This is a genomic window from Saccharibacillus sacchari (assembly GCF_037722395.1).
GTDB lineage: Bacteria > Bacillota > Bacilli > Paenibacillales > Paenibacillaceae > Saccharibacillus > Saccharibacillus sacchari_A.
Genome location: NZ_JBBKAR010000033.1, coordinates 538,704 through 556,194 on the forward strand (window position 1 = coordinate 538,704; position 17,491 = coordinate 556,194).

16 protein-coding genes are annotated in these 17,491 nt (G+C 50.8%); 10 read left to right on the forward strand and 6 right to left on the reverse strand.

Annotated features, from left to right (window positions below; translation table 11 throughout):
* Positions 1 to 30: 30 nt before the first annotated feature.
* The 6 genes from WKI47_RS11235 to WKI47_RS11260 form a co-directional block, all read right to left on the reverse strand.
* Entirely contained in the window at positions 31 to 861 is an 831-nt protein-coding gene (locus WKI47_RS11235; RefSeq protein WP_340227212.1) for a carbohydrate ABC transporter permease, read from the reverse strand.
* Positions 861 to 1,733: a sugar ABC transporter permease gene (locus tag WKI47_RS11240; protein WP_340227213.1), complete on the reverse strand. Its 873-nt coding sequence runs from the start codon at positions 1,731 to 1,733 to the stop codon at positions 861 to 863. Before WKI47_RS11240 ends, WKI47_RS11235 begins: the two co-directional genes overlap by 1 nt.
* A gap of 114 nt (positions 1,734 to 1,847) precedes the next feature.
* On the reverse strand, positions 1,848 to 3,188 hold the full coding sequence (locus WKI47_RS11245) for an ABC transporter substrate-binding protein (RefSeq protein WP_340227214.1): 1,341 nt from the start codon (positions 3,186 to 3,188) through the stop codon (positions 1,848 to 1,850).
* 60 nt (positions 3,189 to 3,248) lie between these two features.
* The gene (locus tag WKI47_RS11250; RefSeq protein WP_340227215.1) at positions 3,249 to 3,617 is read right to left on the reverse strand and encodes a hypothetical protein; all 369 of its coding nucleotides are present in this window, start codon (positions 3,615 to 3,617) and stop codon (positions 3,249 to 3,251) included.
* Between the two features lie 474 nt (positions 3,618 to 4,091).
* Positions 4,092 to 4,949, reverse strand: coding sequence for a hypothetical protein (locus tag WKI47_RS11255; protein WP_340227216.1), 858 nt, complete (start codon positions 4,947 to 4,949; stop codon positions 4,092 to 4,094).
* Positions 4,946 to 5,476: a sigma-70 family RNA polymerase sigma factor gene (locus WKI47_RS11260; protein ID WP_340227217.1), complete on the reverse strand. Its 531-nt coding sequence runs from the start codon at positions 5,474 to 5,476 to the stop codon at positions 4,946 to 4,948. The genes WKI47_RS11255 and WKI47_RS11260 overlap by 4 nt, the downstream gene beginning before the upstream one ends.
* A 226-nt stretch (positions 5,477 to 5,702) precedes the next feature.
* Between WKI47_RS11260 and WKI47_RS11265 the strand changes: the two genes are divergently transcribed.
* The 10 genes from WKI47_RS11265 to WKI47_RS11310 all read left to right on the forward strand — a co-directional run bounded on the left by WKI47_RS11265 (position 5,703) and on the right by WKI47_RS11310 (position 17,479).
* A complete protein-coding gene (locus WKI47_RS11265; RefSeq protein ID WP_340227218.1) occupies positions 5,703 to 7,478 on the forward strand; it encodes a sensor histidine kinase in 1,776 nt (591 codons plus the stop codon).
* Between the two features lie 20 nt (positions 7,479 to 7,498).
* Positions 7,499 to 9,052, forward strand: a complete 1,554-nt coding sequence (locus tag WKI47_RS11270) for a response regulator (RefSeq protein ID WP_340227219.1) — start codon at positions 7,499 to 7,501, stop codon at positions 9,050 to 9,052.
* A 14-nt stretch (positions 9,053 to 9,066) separates the two neighbouring features.
* Complete coding sequence (locus tag WKI47_RS11275; protein WP_340227220.1) at positions 9,067 to 9,294, forward strand: hypothetical protein; 228 nt, start codon at positions 9,067 to 9,069, stop codon at positions 9,292 to 9,294.
* Positions 9,295 to 9,507: 213 nt separating this feature from the next.
* Positions 9,508 to 9,711, forward strand: coding sequence for a helix-turn-helix transcriptional regulator (locus WKI47_RS11280; RefSeq protein ID WP_340227221.1), 204 nt, complete (start codon positions 9,508 to 9,510; stop codon positions 9,709 to 9,711).
* 3 nt (positions 9,712 to 9,714) lie between these two features.
* On the forward strand, positions 9,715 to 10,155 hold the full coding sequence (locus tag WKI47_RS11285) for a hypothetical protein (RefSeq protein WP_340227222.1): 441 nt from the start codon (positions 9,715 to 9,717) through the stop codon (positions 10,153 to 10,155).
* Between the two features lie 45 nt (positions 10,156 to 10,200).
* Positions 10,201 to 10,380, forward strand: coding sequence for a glycine zipper family protein (locus WKI47_RS11290; protein ID WP_340227223.1), 180 nt, complete (start codon positions 10,201 to 10,203; stop codon positions 10,378 to 10,380).
* A 149-nt stretch (positions 10,381 to 10,529) separates the two neighbouring features.
* Positions 10,530 to 11,498: a DUF1186 domain-containing protein gene (locus WKI47_RS11295; RefSeq protein WP_340227224.1), complete on the forward strand. Its 969-nt coding sequence runs from the start codon at positions 10,530 to 10,532 to the stop codon at positions 11,496 to 11,498.
* Positions 11,499 to 11,784: 286 nt separating this feature from the next.
* Positions 11,785 to 13,008, forward strand: coding sequence for an S-layer homology domain-containing protein (locus WKI47_RS11300; protein WP_340227225.1), 1,224 nt, complete (start codon positions 11,785 to 11,787; stop codon positions 13,006 to 13,008).
* Positions 13,008 to 16,448 carry a DUF5704 domain-containing protein gene (locus WKI47_RS11305; protein WP_340227226.1) on the forward strand — a complete coding sequence of 1,147 codons (3,441 nt, stop codon included), beginning with the start codon at positions 13,008 to 13,010 and terminating at the stop codon, positions 16,446 to 16,448. Before WKI47_RS11300 ends, WKI47_RS11305 begins: the two co-directional genes overlap by 1 nt.
* A gap of 620 nt (positions 16,449 to 17,068) precedes the next feature.
* Positions 17,069 to 17,479 carry a DUF3592 domain-containing protein gene (locus WKI47_RS11310; RefSeq protein ID WP_340227227.1) on the forward strand — a complete coding sequence of 137 codons (411 nt, stop codon included), beginning with the start codon at positions 17,069 to 17,071 and terminating at the stop codon, positions 17,477 to 17,479.
* The last annotated feature ends 12 nt before the right edge of the window (positions 17,480 to 17,491 follow it).

The following is a 17,491-nucleotide window of genomic DNA, read 5'->3' on the forward strand; positions in this document are numbered from 1 at the left end:
AGGGGAAGTCCGTTTTCGTTTGATGACCGACTAACCTTTTACCGCGCCGGCGGTCAGACCGCTGACGATGTACTTTTGGCAGAACAGATACAGAATGAATACCGGCAGCGATGTGAGCACCAGATCGGCGAAGATCAGGTTCCAGTCGCGGCTGAATTTTCCGTAAAAGTTGTAGACCGAGAGCGGCATCGTCCAGTCGGAGCTATCCGTCAGGAAGTACAGCGGGATGGTGATATCGTTCCAGACCGACATGAACACCATGATCGCGACCGTCGCGTTGACCGGAAGGATCAGCGGCGTGACGATTTTGAAAAAGACGCTCAGCGTGCCCGCTCCTTCGAGGAAAGCCACTTCGTCCAGCGCTTTCGGAATCGAACGGATAAAGCCGCTGTACAGGAAGACGCTGAATGCGGTATTAAGCGAAGCGTAGATCAGAATAACGCTCGTGATGCTGCCGTAAAAGCCGAACCATTGCACGACGCGGATCGTGGTGATCGTCGACATCGGCGCGATCAGGCCCATGAAGAAGAACATGTACAGAATATTCGACAGCTTCGTATCCCGCCGGGTCAGGATAAACGCCGCGGCGGACGAGGTCAGAATATTCACGATACACGACACGCCCGTGATCAGAATACCGTTCCAGAACGCGCGCGCCAATCCGCCTTCTTTGAACACGGTGACATAGTTGGAAAAATGCCATTCGGTCGGCAGGCGCAGAGAGAACTTCATTACTTCGATATTGTTCATGAAGCTGCCGAAGATCATGACCAGCATCGGCAAAATGATAATCAGCGACATCAGAATCAGAAAGCCTTCGACCAGAACATTCCGCCAGGCCATTTTACGGGTATAGCTCATTATTCGGATACCTCCTTGCGGCGCATAAAGATAAGCAGCGGAATCGCGATGATCGTGACGGCCGCGAACAGCAGCGTATTGACCGCCGTGCCCAAGCCCCAACTGCCTTCGCCGAACGAACGCAAAATGATCGTGCCGACGACTTGCGAAGCGTTGCCCGGTCCGCCGCCGGTAAGGACGAATACTTCGGAGAAGACTTTGAGACCGCCGATCAGCGTCAGCATCAGGTTGATATTGAGCGCGGGAAGCAGGAGAGGGAGCGTGATGCTGCGGAAGCTTCTCCAAGCGCCGGCGCCGTCGATCGTGGCCGCTTCGTAGTAATCTTTCGGGATAGATTGCAGACCCGCCAGGTAGATCGCCATTTGGAAGCCCGCATGCTGCCAGATCGAGATCGCGGCGACGGTGAAAATGACGATCTGCGGATCGGTCAGCCATCTTTGCGCGAGAAAGTCCAGCCCGACCGATTCGAAAATACGGTTGATCGTGCCTTCGGAGCGCAGCATCGGCGTGAACACGATACTGATCACCAGCACGCTCAGAATAGACGGAGAGTAGAAAATAGCCCGGAGAATATTGCGTGATTTCAATCGCATATTCAAGCCGACCGCCAAAGCCAGACCGATCAGGTTTTTGCCGATAACGGTCACGACCGCGAAGATCAGCGTGTTTTTAATGGCAAGAAGCAATGTTTTGTCGGTAAAAATACGTTCGAAGTTATCCCAACCGATAAAGTTAAGCCCCACCCGGTCCAACCGCCAGTCCGTGAACGAATAGAACAGGCCGATGATGGCGGGAACGACGAAGAAGACGGAGTAGATCAATAAAGCCGGCCAGATCATGTAGTACGAGTATAGTTTTCTCGATATTTTCATCTTTTTCACACTCCATATGCGCAAGACAGAACAGGGGACCGATCGTGCTCGACCCCCGTCCTGGCGGACGCCTTTATTCAGTAGTCTTTATATGTGGCGGATTGGGTCGCGAGCTTAGAAGCCTTCGACCTCTTTGTCTTTCATCAGTTGCGCGAATTTCTCGTCCCATGCCGTCAATACGCCTTGCGCGTCAAGTCCGCCCGCGAATTCGTCTTGCAGCAACCGGTACAGTTCGCTACGGTCAACCAGCATATGCGCATCCACGGTCAACACCGTTTTCTTTGGCGTAATGTAGTTGTCGACGATCTCCTGCTTGTACTCCGGCAGCTCCGGCGTCGTCACGTCGCTGAAGATCGAGACGTATTTTTGTTTGTCGACGATCGGTTGCGCCACGTCTTTGCGCGACACGTAATCGAGGAATTGCTTCGCTTCGGCCATATGTTTCGCTTTTTTCGGAATAAACAATTGGCCGCCCAGTGGGCTTGCGCCGAGTTTGGCGTCTTGCGTATACGGGATCGGGAACAGGCCGAGGCGCATGTTCGGATCGTTGTCCGCGACGTTCTGGATCAGCCAGTCGCCCATAAACATCATCGCGACTTCTTTGTTCAGGAATTTGCCTACGGCCATATCGTAGCTGTCGCTCAGCAGATCGCCGTTGGTGTAGCCTTTTTCGTACACTTCGTATTGTTGTTGCAAAATGTCCGCGAAAGCCGGTACGTCCGACCACTTTTTCTTGTTGGAATTAATTTCGTCGAACAGGTTCGGCTCGTTTTTGTCGGCGTAATCCGCGAAAGCCGCCGCCGGCCACACGTTCGCCGCCCAGTTGTCTTTGTAAGGCATGAATACCGGGGTGATGCCGGCTGCTTTGATCTTTTCGCACACCGCGAGGAATTCTTCGAAATTGTTCGGAATGCTCAGACCCAACTCGTCGAAAATGTCTTTGTTATACACGACGCCCTGCATCCCGGTGTCCTGGCTGACATGGAAGCTGTAGACGTGCCCGTAAGCGGACAGCACTTCTTTGTTTTCCAAACGGCTCACCCACGGTTCGTCGTCGAGAATTTCGAAGTTGCGTTCCAAGTTCAGATCCGTCGTCGCGCTTGCGAGGTTGTACTGGATGATATCCGGCGTCTCGTCGACCGCCAGCTTCGTTTGCAGCACCGTCGCCGTTTGCTCGGCGGGAAGGAGCTGCAAGTTGACCTTGATGCCCGTTTCTTTTTCGAACGCGTCCAGCAAGTCTTGTTGCACGAAAGCCGAGTCTTGCGAGCTTTTGGAAATCGCCAGCTCGATCGTCGTCCCGCTTCCGCCGCCGCTACTGCTGCTGCCTGTGTCGCCACCGCCGCCAGCTGCCGTAGAAGCGCCCGGCGAAGCATTGCCTCCGCCGCAAGCCGCCAACGATACCGCCATTAACCCACCCAGCAATCCTGCCGCAATCTTTTTTGTCTTTTGCTTCATGTTATCGCCCCCTGTGAATGTTGAACTTGAACCGCCATCATATTGAATCCGCTTTCATGTTTAGATTATAGAGGGTGGGGAGGAGCGGGTACATGGCTGTGATTTACTCTTTAGGGGTAATATACTGAACAACGCTCGAAGGCTGAAAAAAGCGGAACGGCACGCTCTGCTTTTTTCAGCCAACTCCAGTTCGAGCGAACAGGTTTTTAAAAGGCTCATGAAATCGAGCTTCCTTGCGAAGAACGAGGTATTGTGAAAGGAAAAAGAAGCCGCGTAGCCTTCGCCTTTCACAACGAAATTCTCGTTCGCAGCCTTATCTTTCCGCAAGTTACACATCCCACCTTGCTTTTCCTGAGCCTCGTACATCTTCGATTTCCATTCCTCCGTCACACACTCTTCATTCCAGCCTGCTCGAAAAATAAATGCCATAATACACTTATTTCCTCCCATTCAGCCCGAAAATAGGAAATAAGTGCTCAGATACACTTATTTTCAGCCCACATCGCCTAATCCGCCGGAAAACACAAAAATAATTGCATCAGAGCACTTATTTTCTCCATACTCCAATTTTCGAACAAAATAATTGCAGATTCGCACTTATTTTCCTCGCAAGCTCGCTCTTTGCCTACCGCATTTACGTTTTCACTCAATTCACCCTAATCGCTCTTCAACCCGCCAACCCTCCAACCCAAAAAATGCTGCAAGCATCCATCATTTTAGGCGCATTCTCCGCTTTCAAAGAAGAACCGCCATCGATGATGGATACCTGCAACATTTTGCTTTTCTAACCGTGCGGTCGGATTTCGCCTATGCGCGTTCCTGGTTTCCTCGGATTCCGAGCAAACCGTTTTCACACATTGCCGCGAATGGTTTCACGCACGCTCAGACCTGTACGTTTTGACTTCACGGCCTTTCATCGCTCATCCAACTTTCTACACCAAACTCGCTTTCCCCAACGCCGATCCCAGCCTTTTCCTCAACCTCGCGTAACTTCGCCTCCGCTTCTTCCTGCGTCCGATACTCCCCGATCACCGCTACATACTCGCCGGAAGCAACTTTCACAAACGACAAGTCTTCGTTCCCGTATAGCTCTTCCAGCATCGCCAAGCTTTCGCCCATCGGCATTTCCTCGCTCCGCAACCCATACACCGCATAAGGCTTCTCGGCCGCACCCTGGGTCAACTTCAGTTCCAACCCTGCCGGTTCCCGGAACTCCGTAATCGTATGCGTCACGCCGTTTTTCAATTCCACGACAAACCGCATAGCCGAATCGTCCAAAATTACATTCCGGTACACATCCTTCACCAGCGACAAGCCGCGCAGATCCTGCTCTACTTTGTCGTAATCGAATTCCCGCGTCCCGTTAAAGGTGAAAATCAACCGGTTCGGCGCGTCTTTTTGCTTCACCGTATAAGAAGGAACCTTCGTCGTCGCTTGACCGTCCGAACCGAATCCGATCCGCAGCGTGTTTTCTTCGACCACAGCCGTATCTACCGCAACCCCGTCGGTCCGTTCGCCACCGCCGCCGAATTGCAGCACCTGCACGATCTTGCCCACTACCGGAATATTTGTCATGGCGTGCGAGACAGCGGGAACGTTCACGACAAGCAGCAGCACCACGCAAGCGGCAGCGGCGACGGCCAGCCTCGACGCACTGCTGAATCTTCGCGTCCGAGTCGCAGCCCGCTTTTGCGCGTCTTGCATCACGTCGTCCAGCCGATCCGGAATCGGGATGCGGTCATAGCGTTCTTTTCCTGTCATCGTTCATCCACCTCTCCTTCAATCAATTGAGCTTTAAGCTTGTTCAAGATCCGATAAAATTTCGATTTGACCGTGTTCTCCGAGATATCGAGTACCTCCGCCATTTCCCGAAAAGACATATCCGTAAAAAACTTCAAAATAATATACGTTTTCTCGTCCGGCACCAACCGATCCAATGCTTCGTACAAATCGAGTTTTTCTTCCGTGGACGTGCTTGGTTCGGAAGCGACCAGTTCTTTCCCGTAGTCTTCGATCGACACGCTGCGCTTGCTGCGGCGGATATGGTCGATCGCGGCGTTGATGACGATGCGCGACATCCACGTATCGAAATACGTCACGGATTGCGCTTTGCCGTAAGCGAGAAAGCCTTTGTACGTCGCTTCGGATACGATGTCCAGCGCTTCCTGTTCGTTTTTCACATAGCAGTAGGCCAGGCGGTACAGCTTTTCCCGAATGCCGGTAAGCTGTTCGCTGAATTGTTCTTCCTTTGAAGGTCGGCCTTTGAATTTGGGTCTGATGAATATCATTGCGACGAATCGTCCTCCTTATAAAAAGTGCTCGCAAGCCCCGATCGGTTAGAGCTAATCGTTAGACTTCGCAAGCCGCCAAATAGTTCTACGCTTCGAAAAAAAGGTCGAAAAAAGAAGAAGGGAATACCTTGGCACGTTGAGGCAGGCCGGATTCCGGACTCTTGTCGATTTTTCGTTTTGGTTGTACAGTATGAACATCAATACGCCAGAGGGAGGTCGCACGGTGCTTTTCCGAAAATTCAAACTCGGCGGCGGCCAGGCCAGTCTGCAAACCAAGTTTTTCCTGGCGTTCGCCGTACTCCTTCTGATCGTCATGGGCAGCTTCGCGGTCTATGTGAACACAATCGTCGTGCATCCTTTGCGGGAAAAGACCGAGAACGAGATGCGGCTCGCCGCAGCCAAAATCGGCGATCAACTCAATCTCTACGTCGACAGCCAAAATCAGCTTTCGCAGCGGATTTTGTCGAGTAAAGAGATCTTCACCCTGATGCCGACCGGCGATTCTTCGCGATTATCGGTAGAAGGCTTGTCGCTGAACCGAAAGTTAAGAGAAATCATGTTTCAATCGATCGGTCCCAGCATGAATATCGAGGACGTTGCGATTTACGATCTGCGCGGCGGCCTGTTAACCACTTTTATCGGCACGTCGGGCAACCCTTCGTCGCTGCTGCCTTTTTTGGAAGAGAGCGGAAGCGATATAAACTGGAATGAAAACGGTTACTCCCTGTATCGTCCGACCTCGAATCGGGTGTTTTTTATCCGGGCGATCCTCAATCAAAATGGAAAAGTGTTCGGGTATATGGCGATCCAACTTCAACAGGAGATGCTTCGGCGTTCTGTTGCGGCGGGGAGTTCGGGAAGCGAAGTCTACGTGATCGATTACGACGGGCGCACCATTTACAAGTCGAATCCTTCCGAAGGCGCCACGCCTGACTTCGATATTCCGACCTCAAGCCTGAACGGCGTATCCGTCAATCAAGCCGGCGATTATGTCGCGTACTACCGGTCGGACGAGACGGGGTGGACCACCTATACCGTGACGCCGAAAAAGGTGGTGCTCGGTCCGGTCAATTCGGTCGCGACGCTTTCCATGCTGCTGATCGCGTCGTTGTTCCTTTTTTCCGCCGCTTATATGTATTTCTCCGCCCGAAGCTTTCTGCTGCCGATCCGTAAGCTGCGCAATCAGATGCGGCGCATCAATTATAGCAATATCGATACCAAAGTGGAGACCCCTTCGTCGAACAACGAGCTGCTGCAATTGAGCGAGTCGTTCCAGGGGTTGCTCGACAGGCTGCAAGTCTCGATCGAGCGGGAAAAGTTGGCCGTGCACGAAGAAGCGGTCGCTCGCAATTCGGCGCTGCAAGCGCAGATCGCGCCGCATTTTATCCACAATACGCTGTATCTGATCAGTATCGCCGCGCAGGAAGGAAAAAACGAAGTCGTCTCAGAAATGTGCAAAAACCTATCGGACAGTCTGCGGTATATCGTCTCCTCGCCGTACGAGCATGTGAGCTTGACCCAAGAACTTGAGCATACCCGGGATTATCTGGCACTTTTGCGGCACAATTACGAAGATGATTTGGAATGGGTAATCGATGAAGATCCGGCGTTCGAAGAGATCCGTCTGCCGAGATTGGTGATCCAGCCTTTTGTCGAAAATTGTATCGAACACGCTTTCGGAAATGCGGACGCGCCGTGGCGAATCGAAATTCGGGTGAAACTTTATAACGGATTATGGGCGTTGGAGGTGCGGGATAACGGAGAAGGCTTCTCGCCGGAGACGATTGCGCACACGCTGGAACTGATCCGATCTACGGAATCTTCCGGCGAAGACTCGCTACGTGAAACGGGGTTCGGCGGTATGGGGATCGTCAACACGGCGCATCGGTTGCAGCTCATGTACAAAAATCGGTTGTTTTTCAATATGTATAACCATACCGACCACGGCGGGGGAGCGGCGATCCAGATCATTGCGTCGCTGACGGAAGATTTTTATTAAATTTGGAAGGAGTGGAGGACATGTATAACGCGATCATCGCAGAAGACAGCAAGCCCATTCTGCGAAATATTCAAATGCTGATCCAGTCCGCTGGCCTGCCCGTACGCGTGGCGGCGACCGCTTCGAACGGATTGGAGGCGCTGGAGCAATTGAAGTCTCAGCCGGCCGATATTTTGCTCACCGATATTCGGATGCCGAAGCTGGACGGACTGGGACTGATCGAGCAGGCGAAAAAGCTGAATCCACGGCTGCAAACGGTGTTGATCAGCGGCTATAGCGACTTTGAATATGCGCGCCGCGCGCTCAATTTGCAGGCGTTCGACTATTTGCTCAAACCTGTGGATCAAGGGCAGTTGGTGGACGTGTTGAGCCGACTTTTGGAGCAGCTTCGCGAGCAGCAGCAGAGCGACCGGCGTTTGCTGGAAGGCGTGGTGGACTATGATTATTTGGCGAAAATGCCGCTGGAACCGGAACTGCTGGGTGGAGAGAAGAAGTTGGTGTTGGTGCGGCAGCGTCCTTTTGCAACGGAATCAAAAAGCGGTTGGGAGCTTGAAAAGGTTACGGCTGCTTTAGCCCGTTGTTTCGGAGCGGACGAGTTGACCGTACTGCCTTCTCAGCAAGCGGGACAGTTTGTTATACTAAAAGATGAAGGCGTATACAATCAAAGTGAAGACCAAGCAACCCTGGACCAAGCTTCTGTGGAGCGTTCCCGTTTCGGCGAAATATCTGTGGTCGGGGCTTTGAACGCTGCCGGATTGTCTGCGGTCGCGTTAGCTGCTGTCCAACCTGTGGAGTTACGTGCATTATCCGCCGTATACGGCAAGCTGGAACGCACGATGCGGGATCGCTTGACGGTATCCGGTTGCTTGGCTTCATCGTTGGCGGGGGAGCAAGAGGTCGGGACAAGCGAAGCAACCAAACTGGCGATTCAAGTTCAGCTTGCGGAGTGGATCGTCCAGCGCCAGAAGGAACGTTTTTTGCTGCTGCTTCGGCAAAGCTTGTCGCATTGGCTGCACGATTCGGCGCGGATGATGGGCTTGGAGCGCTTGGTGAGCTTTTTGGTGGATGAATTCGGGTTGGGCGGACAAGACGGAGCGGCAGAAGCAGAGGGTGAAAAACGAAATGGCGCAGCCGTTTACGACGAAGAGCTTCGCGCGTTATTCGCTGCCGCAAGTCCGGAAGCATTCGCGGAGTCGCTCTATGAATGGTGCGCGGCACAGTTCGATCGGCTTCAGGAACCGGGCAAGCGAGGCGGCGAAGAATTGTTCGGGCAAATCGACCGTTATCTCAGGCAAAATCTGTACGTTCAGCTCTCGATTGCCGAAGCCGCGGAGCAGTTCCATGTCAGTCCTTCGTATATCAGTCGGCTGATCAAGCGGTATACAGGCAGCACGTTCGTGCATCATTATATGGAGCTGAAGATCGACGAAGCGCGACGTTTGTTGGCCTCGGAGCCGGACGTAAAGGTCAAACATGTCTCGGATGCGCTCGGCTTCGGCGATCCGCATTATTTTTCCAAAGTGTTCAAAGAATATGCAGGCTGTAGTCCGACGGAATACAAAGACAACGTTTAGAGGAGAGATGATTCATGGAAGAATCGCCCCGCGACCAAGCCGTCCGGCAAGGTGCCGAAGCCATAACCGGAATCATGCACTATTTTAGCCTGGGGATGGGAATCTTGCTGATCGCTTTCGGCGTGTACGTGATCTGGCCGAAATATTACGACCGCCGCCGCAGCCGCGCGAAAACGGTCGGCGGCATATTGTGTGCGGGCTTTGGATTGATTTTGCTGGTGAACGGGCTGATTCAGTTGTGACGTTCCGACCGAATGCGAGAGATAAGAGAAACAATCGAATAGATAGCGAATCGAACGTGAAAACGAGCTGCGGAACAGATTCCGGAAGCTCGTTTTTTATTTGTTTTTTACCGAATGAATATTATTTTGCAAAGCTCGCTTGACAAAAAAATGCAAAGTTAACTATACTAAATTTGCAAAGCAGACATTGCAAGTTGAAAGGGAGGAGTACCGTTGAAAACGCGAATCCCGGAATTGCGGAAACAGCGCAAGCTGTCGCAAGAGGAATTGGGACTGGCCGTCGGCGTAACCCGGCAAACGATCACGTCGCTCGAAGTCGGCAAGTATACGGCTTCTTTGGTATTGGCTTACAAGATCGCCCGCTTTTTCGGACTGTCGATCGAAGATGTATTTGATTTCAGCGAAGTGGAGGAATAGTTTATGGATACTTTTCAGCAAAAGGTAAGGACTCGTATTCGCGTATTGACTGTACTGGCGGTAGGCGTGGCGTTGATCTATACGGGCTTTATGGTATACCGCTCGGAGCTACCGATTCTCAACAGTTTCACGAAAGGCTTTCATCAAGGCATCTTTTTCGGTCTAGAGCTGGTTATTCTGGGTTTCCTGGTCCAAAACATCAAAGGCTCCAGAAGCGAAACCGCGCTGAAAAAGATGCAGATCGAAGAAAATGACGAACGATTCAGCTTGATTATTCAAAAAACGGCTTCGATGACGGCGTTGGTGATGTTTGCCGCATTGGGTGTGGGGACGGTTATTGCAGGGTTTTTGAGTGCGGCGGTGTTCTTTGCTCTGCTGGGGACTTTGCTGTTCATGGTGATTTTGTTTTACTCCATGTGGATTTATTTTGCGAAACGGAATTGAATATAGTTCGTACTACGAAGAAATTGGACAAGGGAGGATACAGCGATGAAAACGAAAGAGCAGTCGATAGGCATCGGGATCGCGCTTGGTACTTCGTTCGGTCTGTTGTTTGGATTAATGATGGATAATATTGCGTTGGGTCTGCCGATCGGCATGGCTATCGGTATTGCGCTGGGTACGGCATTCGGCGAATCCAAACGTAATCAACAGGATGAAAAGCAGTAACTTTTTAAAACGGGAGGATGATTCGGATTCAGTGGATGGGATTTCTTTTTATAGGGATCGGGATCATCGTTGCGGGAATCGGGATTGTGTTTATCGGGATTGGGGTGTTGTTGACGATCGTTTTGGCGTGATGAGAGCAGGAGGAGCTTATGACTATAGAAATTCGGACGCAAGAAGAGGCACAGCAGGTATTACACAGCATTCGTTATGTTGAAGATTATCGGTTTCCGCAGAAAGAGATGGAGGCGCTGCTTGCTCATCCTGAGCAGAGCGTGCCGATCATGCTGGATAAGCTGAAGAACGTTTATCAAAATCCTCGAAAATATGCAACAAAAGATCATTTTGATATGGGCGTCGCGTATTCATATTATCTGTTGAGCCAGTTGAGAGCAACACGTGCTTTTCCGATCATGCTTGATTTGTTGACGTTAAAATATGCCGTACTGGATAAAATTTTCGGAGATGATCTGACCGAAGCTTGCGGACGCGTCTTGGCTTCGACGTATGATGGCGATTGGGAGAAATTGAAGTCATTAATGGAAAACGAAAAAGCTTATCCTTTTGCACGTGGATGCGCGACGCAAGCCATGGAAATTTTGGTTTTGGAGGGAAAGCTGGATCGGTTGGAGGTTCTGTTTTATTTTGAAAAACTAGCTAACCGATTGGCGAAAACGTCTCTTCCCGGTTCCCATCAGGAAGTCGTAATCACGGAAATTGTGCTGCACGCTGAAAACCTGTATCCTGCCGAGATTAGCGAAACGATCTATCAGTTGATGGATGCAGGCAAAGTGGATGAACAAATGATCGTAAAAGAAGATATTGAAGATTCGATTGCGCGTCCGATGGAAAAAGTACTGCGGGACGCCCATAACAATTTTACAGGTCAACCGCTGGATGATGCAATTGGTGAGCTGAAGCAATGGGTTTGCTATGTCAAACCGGCTGCGCCTTTGAAGGTGCTGTCTGAATCGGCATACGCGGATGAAAACGAAGAGAATGAGCCTTTGGAGTGGGCTCCTCGCGTGGTCAAAAAACAAGCCGTTTCTCAGAAGGTAGGGAGAAATGAGCCTTGCCCATGCGGGAGTGGGAAAAAATATAAAAAGTGCTGTGGAACTTGAGCTTGATGGGTACATCAACAAGGGATAAAAAGCTTGCTTTCTTTGTTGAAATCTATTATTTTGAATAAAGTAGTGTAACATTCGCGAAGCACGCGGGCGTATTCTTTCCTTTTGGGAAGGGAAACGTCCGCTTTTTTGCGTTTAAGACATGTCCTGATCAAGTTTTTTGTAGAACTGTTCTTTGAAAACAAAAAATGGGACTTTCCCAATTCATGCAACCGAGCGACAATAGAAGTGGTCTATACTGAAGCTTTTTAGATACATATCCATTGAGGGGGAAAAAGAAATGAAAAACAGTTGGAAAAGATGGGGCAGTAGCTTATTTGGAGCTGTGTTGGTTGTAGGGGCTATTTGGGGAAGCAGTGTCGTACCTTCCGCCGAAGCCGCAACAACTTCGAATTCGTTCTCGGACGTGAAAAGCACACACTGGGCATACAGCGCCGTACAGAAGGCCGTAGCCAAAGGCTACGTCGACGGCTACACCAACGGTACGTTCAAACCGGATACGTCGGTCAGCCGCGCGGAATTCGTCAAAATGGTGGTTGCGGCGATGAAGCTGGAAACGACGCCTGCAAGCGGCAAATGGTATGTACAATACGTCAACGCCGCAACGAAAGCCGGACTGTATTCGGCAAGTGACTTCGCGAATAACGATTCCGGCTGGAACAAAACAATGACCCGCGAAGAAATGGCCCGCGTCGCAGCCCGTGCGATCGGCGAGAAAACATCCGAGAACGACAAATGGATGTATCTCGCCACCAAGTCCGGCCTGATCCAAGGCGTAGGTAAAGGGCAACTGGCCCCGCAAGGCCTCACGACGCGCGCACAATCGGTGGTCATCATCGAGCGTATCTTGAGCGTCAATACCGGCACCGAACTTGATTCCGACCTGTATGCAACCGGCGCGGCGGAAATCCTCTGGCACGGAACCAACATCTTCACGGTGATGCCGGAAATGTTTGTCACGCCGGATTCGGATTGGAAGAATAAAGGCAAATCCTCGATCGAGGAAATGTGGAACGAAAAGAACATGACCATCACGTCGAAAGACGGTCTGTATCAAGGCAAGCTTGACGCCCTGATCGCCATCGATCTCGCCGATCCGAACGATCCGAACCGCGCCCTGCTGGGGAATGTGAATACGCTGAAATGGTATAACAATCGCCCAACTGTGACAAATCTGTTCGTCAAAGATCAGAAGAACAGCTACGTATTGTATTTCAAAGGCGGTCCGGTATTCAATAAAGACACGAAAAAATACTTGAAAATCGATCGCTTACAATATAACATTCTCGGTTTTGACAGCCCTAACCTAAACGCCTTTTTCAACGAAGGTAAATTGAACAAAGTCGCTTCCGTATATCGCAATAACGACGGTGACATCCCGGCCATGATTATCCCAAAACGCGGAACCATCCAAACCAGTGATATCCTGATTCAACTGAACACACCTGCTGGCGGAAGTCTTCGCACCGAAGTCGATCTGATCAGACTGCGAGGTACCCGTTAATGAACAAAAACCGACAACGTGCCCTACTTGTCGGACTCAGCACACTGCTTTTTACAAGTAGCGTGCTGGGTGTTTTTTTTCTGGGCGGCTTAGCCGAAGCCGCCACACCGACACCCAAAAACATCGTATATACCGCAGATTCCAATATCGTAAGCCCTCAAAATCGAAGTGCTGTCAAATTAAGCAAAAACGCAAAAGCCATCGCGAAACTTGATGAACGTGCTGGCGGAAACAATACAATTGAGAAAATTACATTTTACAGAGGCACCACAGAAGTAAAAACAATCATCGTCAATGCACCGTCCTACACGGGAGATGTTGAACTTGACGGGGTAAAGACCAAAGTTCAATCCAAAGATAACGGTTCTGCCGGCTCATATTTTGCTTGGAATCGACTCATGGATGGTCAAACCTGGTCACCCGGCGAAGGGTCTTACGAACGAAAAGGGGTCATCTCTACAGCCAAGGAACCAAAATCACCCTATTACAGCGCCGCACCTGGTGAAAAAGTTACAATGACTGTGCAATATTCCATAACCAGCGGTTTCCGTGCGGGCGAGATTGAAGATGGCACATTACCGATTCCCGTTACCGCTATTGATAACAAAACAAGTACCATTATTGCCGAGAATCCATCGACGCCGCCAACAGACCCAGAGGATGATCGCGCAAAGGTACTTTACGACGGAACAGTAAATAACACGGCTCTCGGTATAGACGGTAAAACCCACCCGAGCACCAAACTGCAAGCCATCATGGTCGGACTCACCCCGGAACAAATCAAAAATAATGACACCGGACAAGGCGGCACACGTAATCTGAGCTACGCCACGATCCAATTTACGCAAGAACATGATGCGGATGGTATAAAATACTACCTGCGCGAAAACAGTAGCGATCCTATGGCCCGATACAACAATAACAACCCGAAACCCCAAGCCATGATGTTCTACTACGCTGCGTATAAATTTGCCGTCACCTCATACACGTACCAATATCCAGACAAGTACCGCGTATTCATCAAAGACGGACCCGAAGAACCTTCGCTGGGATTCTGCAACGTACGCGAAGGACGCACTATCGAAGGTGACGATGCGGGGATGCAACCGACACCGAGCGCTATGATCAAAGCCGATCAACGCGATCGCGAAACCTTTGACGTCCTGCAAGGCATCCCGACCTCAGAAAGCTTGTACGGAAACGTCTTAACAAAAAATTATCTGAATCAATACGAATTCCAAGAACACAAAGTCACGTGCATCTATGAAGTACCCGTCACGCTTCAATACACGCTTAAATGGGACCCGGGTAAACCCAATCCGGCAACACCTCCGGTTCCAGCCAAATTACCTGATCCACAAGAAGATTCCGACGAAGTTGCATATCCGCTTCGAACCGAACGATACTTTAGTTATTGGACCGTCGAAAAGTTAGGCATTTACCAGATCGATAGTGCCGAACTCAAAAACTATGCCTTTGAAGGGGACAGCATCACGATTTACCCCAAAGGCTACACACCACCGACTTTAGTTCTTCAAAAAGACGGATCGTACACCGCACCGGAAACCCCGGCACCCTTCACCGCGCCGCATCCGCCAATCGTTGTCGATGGGAAAACATCAAGACCCTCCCCGACCTACGATCCAGATATCGCGCAAGGCTACTTAGAGAAAGCCGTCGGTCAAATCAAAGGTAAAAACGACAAAGTCGTATTCAACGGACAAACGATCATGAGTGACCGGGAAGCGGAAAAAGAAACACCCGTTCCAAGCAAAATACCAAACGGAACCATGATTTCCCGCGACGTACTCTATAGTCCGGATCACATGATCCCACGGACAAAAACTAACCGGATGGCCGCACCAAGCATGGGGACGATCACGTACGCAGGGCTTGACGCAAACTACGAAGCTCCAGACGGCGATACCTACCCAATTTCAGGCATCAACCCGGTCACCGTCCACACACCAGTCGTGAACTATTCGTCGACATCCAATGACGCAACGCACAACCAGAAAACAACGCCAAACTACAGCCGTCAAGCCTTCATCTTGGATCGACCCTTTACCATCACCATACCGACAAGCGGTCAACATCAAAATTACCCAGGCTACGGCAATCGCGATTACGCGAAGTATTATCGAAGCAAAGAAGTCTACTTCCCCTTCGATACGTATGCCGCCGATCGAAACACGTTCTACCCAAAAGGCACCTGGATCAACATCCCGGTAGGCCAACTCACCACCGAGTTCTTCCTCCCGGTATGGGTCGATGAAGGCGACTACACCGTCACGTTCCGCAACACCGCCGAAAACGCACCCGATATCCAGCCGACCCAGCAAGATGCGAACTTCGATCTGATCCACCACGTCGCATCCGACACCGTCAACGTCGAAGTCATCGGCCGTCTCTACGACTTCCATATCACCGACGTCGCCGACTACAACTGGGAGATGGTCTTCCGCACCCAAGAAGGCAGCGCCGTCCATACGGGCAATACCTATTGGACAGGTCTTAACGGAATCGATGGAGCACCGCGTGGCAACACCTCGCCGTTCACTTTGCCCATTCTGCCCGGTAGCAACCCGCTTGAGGGCATGAAGAACATCACGGTCAAAACGGGCTACCACATCAAGTTCGATCTGAAGACCAAAGGCAATATGTTCGGTAAAACCGACGGTATCCGCATCACGCCAAGCTTCACTTTCGTGAGCAAAGACGGCAAGGCGCAAACGCCGGCCGATCTGTACTACAACGACGATCACCGCACCTTCATCCAGGTGGGCTCGCCGGAAGACACCGAGGAACGGTACATCATCTTGAATGATCGTCTGCGAAACGTACCGGAGGAGGAACTAACCGATACCGCGAGGTACAAATACGACAACTACTATACCTTTGCGGAAATGAACGGTGTCAGCCGGGAGATGTTCATCGCTGACTATATCCGCCGCTTCACCAAACAAAAAACGCCGATCGGCGGCTTTGATCTCCTGCTATTGCCGGAGCAAACCCGTACCCTGATCGGACCGAAGGCCAACCTCCCAGGTTCGGTCGATTTTGCGCGTGCCAACGCAGCGGTGCAGAAGTGGTACGGACACTACACGCTGCCCGGCGATCCGTATGTCGTTGCCAAAGGAACCAACCTGGCGGAGTACGGACGTACGCACGGCGGTTTGACCAAGCGCGATCCGATCTTTCTGCGAGACGGCTACATCATTTTGAACTTCAATATCGAGAGTATTCAAAACGGGAATCTGAACGCGCCGCATTTGCAGTACGTCAACGCCCCGCTTATGAATCAATGGACGCTGGAAGGGTTTAAAAGCAGCGTGCAAGATTCATGGAAAAATACATTCACCTTGCGAGATGGAGATATCGTCTTTTACAACGCAGATAAGTCATACAAGGATGATTTTCAGGCGGAAGTGAATCATTAAATGGGAACATAGCATTTAGAAAGACCCCTTTTCTTATTTTAATAAAAGGGGTCTTTCATTTTTTTAGCTAAGATAAACATCCTTCTTACATGATTGAATTCCCGAACTCCTCGGGTTTTCAATTCATTCACCCGCACGGAGTGCGACTAAAGCATCTGCTATATTAAGTAACGTTTTGATTTTGTTTCAATCCACGCACCCGCAAGGAGTGCGACGAGTTGATTGGGCCGGATAAGCATCTGCCGGCCAAGTTTCAATCCACGCACCCGCAAGGAGTGCGACGCTACTTGTACGAAGTAAAAAGGTAAAATCGGATGTTTCAATCCACGCACCCGCAAGGAGTGCGACTACACCCACTCTCAACCCAAGCCCGGCAAGGCACCCCAGTTCAAAAAGTGCGAACATCAAATTCAGCCTACCGAAAACCGGACAAAAACACAACCGAAATCATTCAATCCCTTACGCGGCTTGGGTGCGAACCTCCCGGGGATTTTACGGGAGCTTCAGGTTCGCACTTTTCCCCTTGATTCTGCCTAACTCAATCCGCTCCAGAACGGGTAATAATCAGGAGAGAAAGCAGGCAGAAACGAAAACGAACCAAAAGAAAGCGAGGGATTCCCTTGATCCAATGGATGGGACTACTTTTTCTCGCAATCGGGGTTATCGTTGCGGGGATCGGCGTATTTGTATGGCTGCGGCATCGTAGCTTTATGCGGCACGCCGAAGTTTCGAAAGGCGAGGTTGTCGAATACGCCGAAGAGATTAGACGCAGCTCCAATCGCACGATGCGGTATTATTTCCCGATTGTACGTTTTAACACTCCGGATGGTCTACTGGAAGAACGCTCTAAGGTCGGCACGTCATGGAGAAGCTACAAGATCGGCATCCCGGTTGACGTCTACTATCTGCGAGACGATCCGGCCCGATTCAAATTAAGGTCAGCTACAAGCATACTGTTATCCGTAATTCCCCTAAGCGTCGGTATCGTATTCGTTGCGATCGGCGCAGCGCTTAGCGGGATGTTTGCCTAACTTTTTGCCAAA

Excerpts from the sequence above, each read along its gene's own strand:
- WKI47_RS11305 (WP_340227226.1), top strand. The coding sequence starts at position 13,008 with ATGAACAAAAACCGACAACGTGCCCTACTTGTCGGACTCAGCACACTG.
- WKI47_RS11245 (WP_340227214.1), bottom strand. The coding sequence starts at position 3,188 with ATGAAGCAAAAGACAAAAAAGATTGCGGCAGGATTGCTGGGTGGGTTA.
- WKI47_RS11235 (WP_340227212.1), bottom strand. The coding sequence starts at position 861 with ATGAGCTATACCCGTAAAATGGCCTGGCGGAATGTTCTGGTCGAAGGC.
- WKI47_RS11290 (WP_340227223.1), top strand. The coding sequence starts at position 10,201 with ATGAAAACGAAAGAGCAGTCGATAGGCATCGGGATCGCGCTTGGTACT.
- WKI47_RS11250 (WP_340227215.1), bottom strand. The coding sequence starts at position 3,617 with ATGGCATTTATTTTTCGAGCAGGCTGGAATGAAGAGTGTGTGACGGAG.
- WKI47_RS11285 (WP_340227222.1), top strand. The coding sequence starts at position 9,715 with ATGGATACTTTTCAGCAAAAGGTAAGGACTCGTATTCGCGTATTGACT.
- WKI47_RS11270 (WP_340227219.1), top strand. The coding sequence starts at position 7,499 with ATGTATAACGCGATCATCGCAGAAGACAGCAAGCCCATTCTGCGAAAT.
- WKI47_RS11260 (WP_340227217.1), bottom strand. The coding sequence starts at position 5,476 with ATGATATTCATCAGACCCAAATTCAAAGGCCGACCTTCAAAGGAAGAA.
- WKI47_RS11255 (WP_340227216.1), bottom strand. The coding sequence starts at position 4,949 with ATGACAGGAAAAGAACGCTATGACCGCATCCCGATTCCGGATCGGCTG.
- WKI47_RS11275 (WP_340227220.1), top strand. The coding sequence starts at position 9,067 with ATGGAAGAATCGCCCCGCGACCAAGCCGTCCGGCAAGGTGCCGAAGCC.
- WKI47_RS11295 (WP_340227224.1), top strand. The coding sequence starts at position 10,530 with ATGACTATAGAAATTCGGACGCAAGAAGAGGCACAGCAGGTATTACAC.
- WKI47_RS11300 (WP_340227225.1), top strand. The coding sequence starts at position 11,785 with ATGAAAAACAGTTGGAAAAGATGGGGCAGTAGCTTATTTGGAGCTGTG.
- WKI47_RS11240 (WP_340227213.1), bottom strand. The coding sequence starts at position 1,733 with ATGAAAATATCGAGAAAACTATACTCGTACTACATGATCTGGCCGGCT.